The sequence below is a fragment of the Streptomyces sp. NPDC002536 genome (genome assembly GCF_053594995.1).
The window spans coordinates 88,897-101,488 of record NZ_JBSFWU010000005.1; the positions used below are offsets into that span (position 1 = coordinate 88,897).

Annotated in this window: 13 protein-coding genes and 1 pseudogene; 10 read left to right on the forward strand and 4 right to left on the reverse strand. The window is 71.5% G+C overall.

Annotation, left to right across the window (positions count from 1 at the left end; translation table 11 throughout):
* Positions 1-21 precede the first annotated feature (21 nt).
* Positions 22-267: an antitoxin gene (locus tag ACWD4B_RS03565; RefSeq protein WP_451419213.1), complete on the forward strand. Its 246-nt coding sequence runs from the start codon at positions 22-24 to the stop codon at positions 265-267.
* Positions 268-325: 58 nt separating this feature from the next.
* On the opposite strand, the gene ACWD4B_RS03570 is transcribed toward ACWD4B_RS03565, so the two are convergent.
* Positions 326-1,036 carry a class III extradiol dioxygenase subunit B-like domain-containing protein gene (locus ACWD4B_RS03570; RefSeq protein WP_451419214.1) on the reverse strand — a complete coding sequence of 237 codons (711 nt, stop codon included), beginning with the start codon at positions 1,034-1,036 and terminating at the stop codon, positions 326-328.
* A gap of 76 nt (positions 1,037-1,112) precedes the next feature.
* On the reverse strand, positions 1,113-2,606 hold the full coding sequence (gene miaB / locus ACWD4B_RS03575; RefSeq protein WP_451419215.1) for a tRNA (N6-isopentenyl adenosine(37)-C2)-methylthiotransferase MiaB: 1,494 nt from the start codon (positions 2,604-2,606) through the stop codon (positions 1,113-1,115).
* Positions 2,607-2,731: 125 nt separating this feature from the next.
* Here miaB and ACWD4B_RS03580 point away from each other — a divergent pair, with 125 nt between their 5' ends.
* Positions 2,732-3,730, forward strand: a complete 999-nt coding sequence (locus tag ACWD4B_RS03580) for a TAXI family TRAP transporter solute-binding subunit (RefSeq protein ID WP_451419216.1) — start codon at positions 2,732-2,734, stop codon at positions 3,728-3,730.
* Here ACWD4B_RS03580 and ACWD4B_RS03585 read toward each other — a convergent pair.
* Both ACWD4B_RS03585 and ACWD4B_RS03590 read right to left on the reverse strand, forming a co-directional pair.
* Positions 3,720-5,135, reverse strand: coding sequence for an ATP-binding protein (locus tag ACWD4B_RS03585; RefSeq protein ID WP_451419217.1), 1,416 nt, complete (start codon positions 5,133-5,135; stop codon positions 3,720-3,722). The two genes, ACWD4B_RS03580 and ACWD4B_RS03585, sit on opposite strands and share 11 nt — an antisense overlap.
* A 15-nt stretch (positions 5,136-5,150) precedes the next feature.
* Positions 5,151-5,855 carry a response regulator transcription factor gene (locus ACWD4B_RS03590; protein ID WP_451419218.1) on the reverse strand — a complete coding sequence of 235 codons (705 nt, stop codon included), beginning with the start codon at positions 5,853-5,855 and terminating at the stop codon, positions 5,151-5,153.
* A gap of 252 nt (positions 5,856-6,107) precedes the next feature.
* Between ACWD4B_RS03590 and ACWD4B_RS03595 the strand changes: the two genes are divergently transcribed.
* The 8 genes and pseudogenes from ACWD4B_RS03595 to ACWD4B_RS03630 form a co-directional block, all read left to right on the forward strand.
* Entirely contained in the window at positions 6,108-6,884 is a 777-nt protein-coding gene (locus tag ACWD4B_RS03595; RefSeq protein ID WP_451419219.1) for an amino acid ABC transporter ATP-binding protein, read from the forward strand.
* A gap of 130 nt (positions 6,885-7,014) precedes the next feature.
* Positions 7,015-7,938, forward strand: a complete 924-nt coding sequence (locus tag ACWD4B_RS03600) for a glutamate ABC transporter substrate-binding protein (RefSeq protein ID WP_336412889.1) — start codon at positions 7,015-7,017, stop codon at positions 7,936-7,938.
* 30 nt (positions 7,939-7,968) lie between these two features.
* The gene (locus ACWD4B_RS03605) at positions 7,969-8,619 is read left to right on the forward strand and encodes an amino acid ABC transporter permease (protein WP_336412890.1); all 651 of its coding nucleotides are present in this window, start codon (positions 7,969-7,971) and stop codon (positions 8,617-8,619) included.
* Entirely contained in the window at positions 8,616-9,536 is a 921-nt protein-coding gene (locus ACWD4B_RS03610) for an amino acid ABC transporter permease (protein ID WP_451419220.1), read from the forward strand. Before ACWD4B_RS03605 ends, ACWD4B_RS03610 begins: the two co-directional genes overlap by 4 nt.
* Positions 9,537-9,760: 224 nt before the next feature.
* The gene (locus ACWD4B_RS03615) at positions 9,761-11,443 is read left to right on the forward strand and encodes an FAD-dependent monooxygenase (RefSeq protein ID WP_451419221.1); all 1,683 of its coding nucleotides are present in this window, start codon (positions 9,761-9,763) and stop codon (positions 11,441-11,443) included.
* Positions 11,444-11,493: 50 nt separating this feature from the next.
* On the forward strand, positions 11,494-11,565 hold the full coding sequence (locus ACWD4B_RS03620; RefSeq protein ID WP_358344363.1) for a putative leader peptide: 72 nt from the start codon (positions 11,494-11,496) through the stop codon (positions 11,563-11,565).
* Between the two features lie 116 nt (positions 11,566-11,681).
* Positions 11,682-12,200, forward strand: coding sequence for a cysteine dioxygenase (locus ACWD4B_RS03625; protein WP_451419222.1), 519 nt, complete (start codon positions 11,682-11,684; stop codon positions 12,198-12,200).
* A pseudogene (locus tag ACWD4B_RS03630) lies at positions 12,197-12,565 on the forward strand (rhodanese-like domain-containing protein); the annotation flags it as partial. The gene ACWD4B_RS03625 and the pseudogene ACWD4B_RS03630, both read left to right, overlap by 4 nt.
* Positions 12,566-12,592: the final 27 nt, after the last annotated feature.

Consider the following 12,592-nt stretch of genomic DNA (forward strand, 5'->3'; position numbering starts at 1 on the left):
GGAAAGACGAAGGCGGTTCCCATGGGTCTGTTGGACAACCTCAAGGCGAAGCTCGACCCGCTCAAGGACAAGGCGGCAGACCTCGCGCAGCAGCACGGGGGCAAGATCGAGCAGGGGCTGGAGAAGGCTGCCAAGGCGGTCGACGAGAAGACCAAGGGCAAGTACAGCAGCCAGATCGAGACCGGCACGGGCAAGGCCAAGGACGCTCTCGGCAAGCTCGCCGAGAGCGGCGAGAAGGGCAGCGGTACGGGCTCCGGAACCTCCTGAGACCTCGTAGGCGGACGGCCGTGGAGCAGGTGCTCCGCGGCCGTCGCCATGTCCGCCCTCAGGACCAGGCGGCCACCAGGTAGCCCACGCCGTACGGCGCCTCGTCGTGGAGCAGCGCGCCGCTCAGCCCGGTGCCCTCGGCCGCGCCCGCGAGCACCTGCCAGGGGGCGCGTCCGGCGGCCTGGAGCTCGGCGGCCAGCCGTGCGTCCAGCGCGGCCAGTGCGGCGGTGTCGGCGGCTCCCAGGGCGCGTGCCGCCTCCGCGTCGAAGGGCTGGGCGCGCTCGTCGAGATAGCCGGGGGCCTTCAGGCTCCGGCAGGCGCTGCCGTCGCCCATCACCAGCAGTGCCGTGCGCGCCGCGCCGTCGGCCAGCTCCCGGCCCAGCTCCAGACAGCGCCCGGGCTCCAGCGGCTCCTCGACCGCCAGGCCCTCCACGGGCGCGGCCGACCAGCCCGTGCGCCCCAGCAGCCAGGCGGCCACGGCCAGGGACGTCGGCAGCTCGCGCTCGCCGGCGGGTCCGCCGGTCCCGAGCTGCACCTGCATGTCCACGCCGAAGCCGCGGAACGAACCGACTGAGCCCTGCGGGTGCGTGCTGCGGCCCTCCGGTCCGGCGGGCCCGACGACGATCAGCCGGTCGGGACGGGCAGCGGCGAGCACGGCCACGGCGTCGAGACAGGCGGCCCGCAGCCCGTCCAGCTCGGCCGCGGCACCGGCGGCCACCTCCGGGACGAGCAGCGGCGGACAGGGGCATACGGCAGCGGCGACGAGCATGCCGCGAACGATACGCCCCGCCGCCCGGGCTCCGCCGTGGCGGGCCGGGTGACGGGGCGGAATCGGCCTGAGCGGATCAGTCGCAGCCGCAGCCGGCGGAGGCCGGGGCCGGGGAGGGAGCGGGGGCGCCGATGGTCGGGATGCCCAGCATCACGCCCTGCGGCTTGGCCGCCTCCGCGGCGTTGCGCTTCTCCCACGCGTCGCCCGCGCGCGTGCGGCGTACGGCCTTGGTGGGGCCTTCGGCGAGCAGGTGGTGCGGTGCGGCGTAGGTGATCTCGACGGTGACGACGTCACCGGGGCGGACCGGCTCGTCGGGCTTGGCGAAGTGCACCAGGCGGTTGTCGGCGGCCCGGCCGGACAGCCGCTGCGTGGCATCGTCCTTGCGGCCCTCGCCCTCGGCGACCATGACCTCCAGCGTGCGGCCGACCTGCTTCTTGTTCTCCTCCCAGGAGATCTCCTCCTGGAGGGCCACCAGACGCTCGTAGCGCGCCTGCACGACCTCCTTGGGGATCTGCCCGTCCATCTCGGCGGCCGGCGTGCCGGGGCGCTTGGAGTACTGGAAGGTGAAGGCCTGCGCGAAGCGTGCCTCGCGCACGACGTGCATGGTCTGCTCGAAGTCCTCCTCGGTCTCGCCGGGGAAGCCCACGATGATGTCGGTGGAGATGGCGGCGTCCGGCATGGCGGCGCGCACCTTCTCGATGATGCCGAGGAAGCGGTCCTGGCGGTACGAGCGGCGCATCGCCTTGAGCACGGTGTCCGAGCCGGACTGCAGCGGCATGTGCAGCTGCGGCATCACGTTCGGCGTCTCGGCCATGGCGGCGATCACGTCGTCGGTGAAGTCGCGCGGGTGCGGCGAGGTGAAGCGGACGCGCTCCAGGCCCTCGATCCTCCCGCAGGCGCGCAGCAGCTTGGAGAACGCCTCGCGGTCGCCGATGTCGGAGCCGTAGGCGTTGACGTTCTGGCCGAGCAGGGTGATCTCGCTGACGCCCTCGGCGACGAGCGCCTCGACCTCGGCGAGGATGTCGCCGGGGCGGCGGTCCTTCTCCTTGCCGCGCAGCGCCGGGACGATGCAGAACGTGCAGGTGTTGTTGCAGCCGACGGAGATGGACACCCAGGCCGCGTACGCGCTCTCGCGCCGCGTCGGCAGCGTCGAGGGGAACGCCTCCAGCGACTCGGCGATCTCGACCTGCGCCTCTTCCTGGACGCGGGCACGCTCCAGCAGGACGGGCAGCTTGCCGATGTTGTGCGTGCCGAAGACCACGTCGACCCAGGGGGCCCGCTTGACGATGGTGTCGCGGTCCTTCTGGGCGAGGCAGCCGCCGACGGCGATCTGCATGCCGGGCCGCTTCGTCTTCATCGGGGCCAGTCGGCCGAGATTGCCGTACAGCTTGTTGTCGGCGTTCTCCCGCACCGCGCAGGTGTTGAAGACGACGACGTCGGCGTCACCCTCGGCGGTGCCCTCGGGCGCGCGGACGTAGCCCGCATCCTCCAGCAGGCCGGACAGCCGCTCGGAGTCATGGACGTTCATCTGGCACCCGTAGGTGCGCACCTCGTATGTCTTCGCACTCATCTCAATCGACCAGGGTACGTGGTCGTCCGGACAGCTCGCCTCTTCCGTCTGCCCGGCCCCTCCCCGCCTCTCCCCGCTTCTTCGCCGCTCTTCCCGGTCGCCGGGCGGACTGGCAGGATCCGCCCATGGCTCCCCGACCGCCGCATCCGGCCAGGCGCTGCCCCCTGAGGACGGGCGCGGTGGCCGCTGCGGTGCTCGTGCTGCTGGTGTGGTGGCTGCTGCCGTCGGACCGGCGGCCGGTGCCGGGCGGGCGGATCTCCGTTGCGACGGGCGCCCCGAGCGGCGTGTACGCGAAGTACGGCGCGCTCCTGAAGGAGGACCTGGCCCGGGACCTGCCCGATCTGGACGTCACCATCCGCTACAGCCGGGGCTCGCCCGACAACATCCGGCTGCTCACGTCGGGCAGGGCCGACTTCGTCCTGGCCGCCTCCGACGCGGTGGCCGCCTACCAGGACGAGCAGCAGCCAGGTGCCGGCCGGCTGCGCGCATGTGCGCGGCTGTACGACGACTACATACACCTCGTGGTCCGCAAGGACTCGCCGGTGCAGTCCGCGCGGGACCTGAAGGGGCTGCGCATCGGAGTGGGCGCCGACGAGTCGGGCGTCCAGCTGATCAGCCGACGACTGCTGGCCGCTGCGCGGCTCGACTTCGACAAGGACATCAGGCCTGTACGGGTCGGCCTCGACAAGGCATCCGCGCTGCTGGAGAGCGGCGAGCTGGATGCGTTCTTCTGGTCCGGCGGGCTGCCCACCACCACCATCGGATCGCTCGGCAAGAGAACGCCCGTCCGGCTGGTCCAGCTCGGCGACCTGATCGGCCCGCTGCACGCTCAGGGCCCTCAGATGCGTTTCTACCGGGCCGCTGTGATGCCGGTGGACGCCTATCCGGAGCTGCACGCCGCCGGGGCGGTGAACACCATCGCGGTGGCGAACCTCCTGCTGACCCTGGACAGCGCCGACCCGGAGCTCACCGAGGGCATCACCCGGACCGTCATCCGAAGCCGCGACCGCATCGGCATGTACGTCCACGCAGCACAGAAAGTGGACCTCCGGACGGCCGTCTTCACCGACCCGGTGCAGCTGCACGCGGGTGCGCGGCGCTATTACGTGTCGGTCAAGCCCTGACGTCCTCCCCCGCCGTGCGCGGCACCGTGATGGTCGCCCGCAGTCCGCGGGGATCGTTCCGGGTGTACGAGAGGGTGGCACCGCCTGCGGCCAGAAGGGCGCGCGAGATGGACAGGCCGAGACCGGATCCGGAGACGTTCTGGTGCCGGCTGCTGCGCCAGAAGCGGTCGCCGATGCGGGCGAGTTCGTCGTCGGCCAGGCCGGGCCCCTCGTCGGCGACGGTGACGGTGATGCGGTCGGTCGCGGCCTCGACGACGACTTCGACGCGGGCCTCCGCAGGCGTGAACTTGAGGGCGTTGTCGACGACCGCGTCGAGCGCACTGGAGAGGGCGATCGGATCGGCCCAGCCGGTCACGGCGGCGGGCCCGCGATAGGCGAGCGCGACGCCCTCCCGGACGGCGACGGGGGTCCAGGCGTCCAGCCGGTCGTGGACGAGCTCGGCGATGTCGGTCACCTGCAGATCCGCGTCGGCGTGCTCGGCCAGCGCAAGGTCCAGCAGGCCGTCCAGGACGTGTGCCAACCGCTGCCCCTCCGTCCGCACGGAGACCACCTCGTCGTGGCTCTCGGGGAGGTCCAGCGCCAGCAGGTCGATGCGCAGCAGCAGTGCGGCGAGCGGGTTGCGGAGCTGGTGCGAGGCATCGGCGACGAACGCCCGTTGCTGTTCCAGGACGTTCTCGACGTTGTCGGCCATCTCGTTGAACGACCGGGCCAGGCGGCGCAGTTCGGGCGGTCCGGAGTCGGCGGCCACCCGGGAGTTCATCCGGCCCGTGGCTATGCCGTGGGCGGCCGCGTCGAGGGTACGGACCGGGCGCAGCACCCATCCGGTGAGCCGGAAGGCGGCCCCGACCGCCACCAGCATGGCCGCGGTCTCGCCGGCTGCGAGCACCAGCCAGCGATGCAGGATCCGTGAACGCAGCCTCCCGGTGGGCGAGTCGGTGACGACGACCGCGACGACGTCGCCGTCCCGGATGACGGGCGACGCGACGGTGAGCCGACTGGGCCGCCAGGGCCAGACCTGCTGGGGGTCGTGGCTGCGACGGCCCGCGAGGGCCTCCTGGAAGGCCTGGCCGCCCTCCCCGGTGGGCGGTACGGACCAGTCGGCGGGGGCGACGGCCATGGCCTTGCTGTTGCGGTAGAAGACACCGGCCCGTATGCCGTAGAGGTCTTGGTAGCGGGCGAGTTCGGCCTGCAGGGTGCGCAGCCGTTCGTCCGCCGCCGCAGCGGGTTCGACGGCACTGGTGGTGACGAACTGTGCGAGCGCGGCGAAGCGGGCGGTGTCGTCGATCCGGTCGACGACCACGCGCTGCTGCTGCACGGCGGCCATGCCGGCGCCGAGCGGCAGGCCGAGGGCGAGCAGCACGCCTGCCATGAGGACGATGAGCAGCGGCAGCAGTCGGGTGCGCACGGGTGGGTACGGCCCTCACGCCGGGACGACGAGCCGGTAGCCGACGCCCCGGACCGTCTCGATGAGCGCGGGCATCTGCAGCTTGGAGCGGAGCGAAGCCACGTGCACCTCGAGCGTGCGTCCGGTCCCCTCCCAACTGGTGCGCCACACCTCGCTGATGATCTGCTCGCGCCGGAAGACCACTCCGGGGCGCTGGGCGAGCAGCGCCAGCAGATCGAACTCCTTGCGGGTGAGCGGGACGGCGGTGCCGTTCACGGCGACACGGCGGGTGGGCACCTCGATGGTGACGGGCCCCAGTCGCAGCGCATTCGGCCCGCCGGAGTCGTGCTGCCCGGCCGGGGGGCTCTCGGCAGGCGGTGTGCGCCGGGCGACGGCGTGGATGCGCGCGAGCAACTCCCCGGTGTCGTAGGGCTTGACCACGTAGTCGTCGGCTCCGAGGTTCAGGCCGTGGATCTTCGAGCGGGTGTCCGCCCGGGCCGTGACCATGATGACGGGCGTGGCCGTGCGCTTGCGGATCCTGTCGCAGACCTCGAAGCCGTCCTGTCCGGGCAGCCCGAGGTCGAGCAGGACGACCCCGAACGGCACGCCCGTCGCGGGCAGCAGGGCCTGGAGCGCCTCCTCGCCGCTGCGGGCATGGGTGACGTCGAAGCCGTGCCGGGCGAGGACGGCCGACAGGGCAGCGGCGACATGATCGTCGTCCTCCACGAGCAGCAGTCTCATCGGCCCTCCGCGCGGCTGGTGCGGCAACACCGCATCCACGCCGATGGATGCCCGGTGCGTCAAGAGGGTTCTGCCCGCCGGGGGCCTTCCGTTATGCAGCCGGTACCCCTGTACGACAGGAGACCCTGTGTCCACATGACGTCCGCTCGAAGCCGGATCGTTATGCTCAATTTCAGCTCAGATGTAATGACGCTGGTCGTTGCGGCTCATTAGGGTCCTCCCCAACCGAGGAGGACGGAGCGAGGAACGCCGATGAGCGAGGTATCGGTGACCAAGGACGCGGCTCCTGCCGCGGATGCACTGGTCGTCCTGAGCAAGGTCAACAAACACTTCGGCGCGCTGCATGTGCTCCAGGACATCGATCTGACCATCGCGCGCGGTGAGGTCGTGGTGGTCATCGGCCCCTCGGGGTCCGGCAAGTCGACGCTGTGCCGGACGATCAACCGGCTGGAGACCACGGACTCCGGCTCCATCACGGTCGACGGCCGGCCGCTGCCCCAGGAGGGGAAGGAACTGGCGCGGCTGCGGGCGGACGTGGGGATGGTCTTCCAGTCGTTCAACCTCTTCGCCCACAAGACCGTTCTGGAGAACGTGACGCTGGGGCAGACCAAGGTCCGCAGGAAAGACCGCAAGGAGGCCGAGGCCACCGCCCGCACCCTGCTGGAGCGGGTCGGCGTGGGCGGCCAGGCGGACAAGTACCCCGCGCAGCTCTCCGGCGGACAGCAGCAACGGGTCGCGATCGCCCGGGCGCTGGCCATGGACCCCAAGGTGATGCTCTTCGACGAGCCGACCTCGGCGCTGGACCCGGAGATGATCAACGAGGTCCTGGAGGTCATGCAGCAGCTCGCCCGGGACGGCATGACGATGGTCGTCGTCACCCACGAGATGGGCTTCGCACGCTCCGCCGCACACCGGGTGGTGTTCATGGCGGACGGCCGGATCGTCGAGGAAGCACGCCCGGACCGGTTCTTCAGCAACCCCCGCAGCGACCGCGCCAAGGACTTCCTGTCGAAGATCCTGCACCACTGACCGCTCCGTCCGAGCCCTCCGCCCTTCTGCGGACGGTCCGTTCCAAACCTCCCTTGTGCTTCTCCTCGCTGTGCCACTCCCCGCCGCACCGAAGGCCGGGCAACGCCCGCAGACGCAAAGGAAGTTCTTCATGAAGCTCCGCAATACCGCCGCAGCGGCCGTCGTGGTGCTGGCGCTCGCCGCGTCCGCGACCGCGTGCGGCAAGTCGGGCAGCCCGAACGACGACAAGACCGACAAGGCGTCCGGCGGCGCGTCGGCCCCGGCGGTGCCGACGTATCCGGTGAACACCTCGGCCGATGTCAAGGGGTCGTCGGTCTTCGAGAAGATCAAGGGCAAGACCATCACGATCGGCACCAAGGCCGACCAGCCCGGCCTGGGTTACGAGAACCCGGGCACCAAGAAGCGCACCGGCTTCGACGTGGAGATCGCCCGGATGATCGCGGCCGATCTGGGGTTCGACGAGAAGCACATCACGTTCAAGACGGTGCCCTCGGAGGCCCGTGAGACGCAGATCGCGAGCGGCGGCGTCGATCTGTACGTCGGCACGTACACCATCAACGACGAGCGCAAGAAGCAGGTCGGCTTCGCCGGTCCGTACTACATCGCCGGCCAGGCCCTGCTGGTGAAGGCCGACAGCTCCGTCAAGGGACCGGAGGACCTGAAGGGCAAGAAGGTCTGCTCGGCGACCGGTTCGACGCCGCTCCAGCGCATCAAGGAGCCCAAGTACGGCGTGGCCGAGGCCAAGGCGCAGCAGGGCTACCAGCTGTGCGTCCAGGACCTCGTCAACGGCACGGTGGACGCGGTCACGACGGACGACGCGATCCTCAAGGGCTACGCCGCCGAGAACAAGGGCGCACTGAAGGTCGTCGGCGAGCCCTTCTCCAAGGAGCCCTACGGCGTCGGCCTGAAGAAGAGCGACACGGCGCTGCGCGAGGCGGTGGACAAGGCCATCGAGGCGCACGAGAAGAACGGCGACTGGAAGAAGGCGTACGACGCCACGCTGGGGCTCTCCGGCACTCCGGCGCCCACGCCGCCCGCGATCGAGCGGTACTGACCGGCAGCACGCGATTCCCGGAGAGTTGATGTGAACGTTCTGTCGGACAACTTCGCGATGTTCCGCGAAGGGTTTCTCGGCACCGTCGAACTGACGGCGCTCAGCGCGCTGCTCGCCCTGGTGCTGGGCACCCTCGTCGCGGCGTTCCGCGTCTCTCCGGTGCCGGCACTGCGCGCGTTCGGCACGGCGTGGGTGACGCTCCTGCGCAACACCCCGCTGGTGCTGCTCTTCCTCGCCGTCACCCTGGGGCTGCCGGCGCTCGGCCTGAAGGGGTGGGATTCCTTCTGGCTGGCCGTGCTGGCTCTGGGGTGTTACACCTCGGCGTTCATCTGCGAGGCCGTCCGCTCCGGTATCAACGCCGTGCCGGTGGGCCAGGCGGAGGCCGCCCGCTCGATCGGGATGACCTTCGGCCAGACGCTGACGCAGATCGTGCTCCCCCAGGCCACCCGCACCGCGATACCTCCCATCGGCAGCCTGCTGATCGCCCTCGCCAAGAACACCGCCATCGCCTCCGGCTTCAACGTCAGCGAACTCGGCTCCGTGCAGAAGACCCTCAACGCCGCGGCGGGCTACAACATTTACGTGATCTTCCTGTGGATCGCGCTCTGCTACATCATCATCACATTCACCATCAGCGGCCTCTTCCGGCTGCTGGAGAACCGGCTGGCGGTGGCCCGATGAGCACCAGCGTCCTCTACGACGTCCCCGGCCCCAGGGCGCGGGCGCGCAACCGGATCTACGGTGTCCTGGCCACTGCCGTGCTGCTCGGCCTCATCGCCTTCGTCGTCTACCGGCTGGACGCCACGGGGCAGTTCCAGAGCGGGCTGTGGAGCGCCTACGAGTACACCGACACCCAGCAGCGGATCGTCGACGGCCTGCTGACCACGCTCAAGACGTTCGCCATCGCCGCCGTCCTGTCGCTCGTGCTGGGTGCTGTGCTGGCCACCGCCCGGCTGTCGGACCACAAACCGGTGCGCTGGGCGGCCACCGTGCTCGTGGAATTCTTCCGGGCCATGCCGCTGCTCATCATGATCTTCCTGCTGTATGCAGCGGTCTTCACCTCCGACCCGATGTGGGCCCTGGTCATCGGCCTCACGCTCTACAACGGCTCGGTGCAGGCGGAGATCTTCCGGTCCGGCATCAACGCCGTGCCCAGGGGCCAGAGCGAGGCGGCCTCCGCGCTCGGGCTGCGCAAGACCCAGGTGATGACGAACGTGCTCGTCCCGCAGGCCGTGCGCACCATGCTGCCCTCGATCATCAGCCAGCTCGTGGTCACCCTCAAGGACACCTCGCTCGGCTTCATCATCCTCTACGAGGAACTGCTGTTCGTCGGCAAGTCCTTCGCCCAGCAGACACCCCCGGTGAACGGCGTCTACGCCTTCATCCCCATGGTCATCGTCTTCGGCTCGATCTACGTACTGCTGTGCCTGGCACTGTCGTCCGTCGCCACATGGGTCGAACGGCGCACGAAGCGCTCGCGCAAGGGAACTCCGCCTCCCCTGGCCGCCACCGGTGCGACCGTCATGGCCGATCCCGGGCACAGCGCCGCCGGAGGCGGCCCGGGCGCCTCCGGCGCGGACGTCCCCAAGGCCGACTGACCCGGCCGCCACTGACGCCCCGTCGGTTCATCCGGACCGGCGGGGCGCACGCGTACGGCGCGCCGCGGCAAAGCCGTTGATCACTTGACGCAAGCAGCAGCAATGGGTTGCATACGTTCTGTGATCGCGCACCGTTTTCCCCCTGGCAGTCCCTGTACGTCCCGTACGCACCACGCCGGTGCAGGGACCGTCGGCCGCCGCCGCGCACGTCAGGGGGCTGCGCCGTGGACCCGGTGATCGTCGTCGGCGCCGGGCCGGTCGGTCTCACCCTGGCCCTGGCTCTCGCCCGGTACGAGGTCCCCGTGGTCGTCCTGGACGAGACCGCGGAGGAGGACCGCGAGGAGCGGCGCCCGGCCCGTACGGTCGTGCTGCGGCCGGAGACCGCCTCCCTGCTGGAACGGCTCGGCTGCGCCACGACGGAGGGCGCCCGGTGGACGGGCTGGCGGACCCTGCACCGCAGGACCGTGGCACTGCAGATGCCGTTCGGAGCCTCCGGAGATGCCGAGCAGGAGGACGAGGCGGCCGGCCCGGCCCCGGAAGAACCGTCTCCGCTGCACCTGCCCCAGCACGCGCTCATGCGGGAGCTGCGGGCCGCGCTCGCCGGAGCCGACGGCGTGACGATCGCCCGCGGTCATCGTCTGACCATTCTGACGCAGGACGCCTCCGGCATCACCGCACGCACCCGGAGCGACAACAGCACGGCATGGCGGGCGAGTTACCTGATCGGCTGCGACGGCGCCCGCTCGGTGGTCCGCAAGCTCACCGGTGCCCGCTTCCCCGGGCGCACGGCCGTGGAGCGGTTCGCGGTCGCGGCCCTGCGTACCGAACTGCCCTGGCCGGGCGAGGCGGTGCTGCACCGTGCGCCTCCGCGCGGTTGCGAAGTGACCGCCCGCCCGCTGCCGGGCGGGGTGTGGCGGCTCGACTGGCTGTTGCCGCCGGACGGCGGACTGGTCACCCCCGACGCCCTGTTGGCCCACATCGACGACTCGCTGGCGCTGTGGTGCGGCGAGACGCCGGGATACGAACTGCTGGACACCGGGGTGCACGCCGTGCACCACCGCCTCGCGCGCCGCTGGCGCAGCGGGCGTACCTTCCTCGCCGGGGACGCCGCGCACCTGTTGGGAGCCCTGGGCACCCAGGGCCTGGACGAGGGGCTGCAGGACGCCGGCAACCTCGCCTGGAAGCTGGCACTCGCCTGGCACCACGGCGCCTCGGACGCGCTGCTCGACAGCTACCAGGCGGAGCGGCGGGCGACGATCGTGGCCCGGCTGCGCGCCGCCGACCGCGCACTGCCGTCGGTGCGCGCCGAGGGCGGATGGCGCACCGTGCGGCGCGCGATGGTGCCGGGCGCCGCACGCACCCACGATCTCCTTCTCACCGAGGGCCACTTGGGGCGCGGGGCGCTCGGCGCGCTGCCGGTGTACGCCCGTACGCCCCTGACGCCGGCCGCACCGCCCGCGGGGGCCGTGCCGGTCGGGACGGAGGTGGGCGCGCGGGTCGCCGACGTGCCGGTGACGGATCCGGAAGGGGCGGAAGTCCTGCTGCACGAGCGGCTCGGCGGCGATCTGCTGGTGGTTCTGGTGGCCCCGGGGACGGGGGTGTGGGAGCGGCGGCACTGGCTCGGGGCGGGGCTGATGCCGCGGCTCGCGGCGGCGGTCTCCGCGCTGCCCATGCGGGCCGAACTGCTGGTCGCCGAAGGCTATCCGGGAGCTGCCGCGCACACCGTGCTGGTGGTGCGCCCGGACGGGCATCTGGTGGCGGCGCTGGCCGGGGTGCGGCCCGCGGAGCTGTACGCGTGCGCGGACGCCGCCAGGGGCGGAGCAGCGGGCGGTCCGGCGACTTCCGTGCCCGAGGAGCACGAGGAGGCGGCCGGCGGGGCGGCCAGTGAGGCTACGGCCAACCGTTGACCCGCCCGTTCCGTCATGGTTGAGTCCGGAGTGTGACCGACAGCGGCAGCATGCTCTTCTGGCGGAGGGTCCATCTGGACCTCGTCCGCTATGCGGGCTGCGTCTGTCGTCCGTCCTGCTGATCCGCTTCCCTGCGCGCCCTGCCGGCACGTCCGCCCCTGCGGGTGCCGGGTGCTGCGCGTTTCCCTCGCGATCACCCAGGACGGTCCCTGTGTCTTCTCCCTTCCCTTCTTCCACCGTGCCCGCCGCACCCGAAGCACCGACAAGTCGGCCTCGGGCCAAGGAACTTCTCACCTTCGCGCGCCGCGTCGCAGCCGACGCGGAGCTCGTCGCCTCGCTGCCGCTCGATCTTCAGGGGCGCACCTGGATCCGCCTGGAGGGGCCGGGCGGCAGCGAGGCGTGGCTCATCGGCTGGCCGCCCGGTGCGGGCACCGGCTGGCACGACCACGGCGGTTCGTACGGCGCCTTCGCCACGGCGGCGGGCCGGCTGACCGAGCAGTCGCTCGCCGCCCGGCTGCCCACCGAGGGCTGGAAGCTGCTGGAACTCGCCGACGGCATCGACCGTGAGCAGCAGTTGGAGGGCGGCAGCGGGCGGGCCTTCGGGCCGCACCACGTGCACCAGGTGTTCAACGCCTCGGCGGAGCACGCGGTGTCCGTGCACGCCTATTACCCGCCGCTGCCGATGATGCGGCGTTATCACCGCAGTGGGCAGGTGCTCAGGCTGGAGCAGGTCGAGTGGGCACAGGAGTGGGCATGAGGGTGGAGGAACTGCTGGCCGAGGCCCGGGCGGGGCTCGACCGGCTCGAACCGGCGGAAGCGGCTGCCGTCCAGGCCGGGGGCGGGCTGCTGGTCGACATCCGCTATGCGGCACTGCGGGAACGGGACGGCACGATCCCGGGGGCGCTGGTGGTGGAGCGCAACGAGCTGGAGTGGCGGCTGGACCCGGCCTGCGCCCACCGTGCGGCCGAGGCCACCGGCCATGATCTGCGCGTGGTCGTCATCTGCGACGAGGGGTACGCCTCCAGCCTGGCGGCGGTCTCCCTGCACCGGCTCGGGCTGCGGCACGCCACGGACGTGACCGGAGGCTTCCGGGCGTGGCGTGCGGCGGGACTGCCGGTGCAGCCGCCCCGGCCCTCCGGGGACGGGACG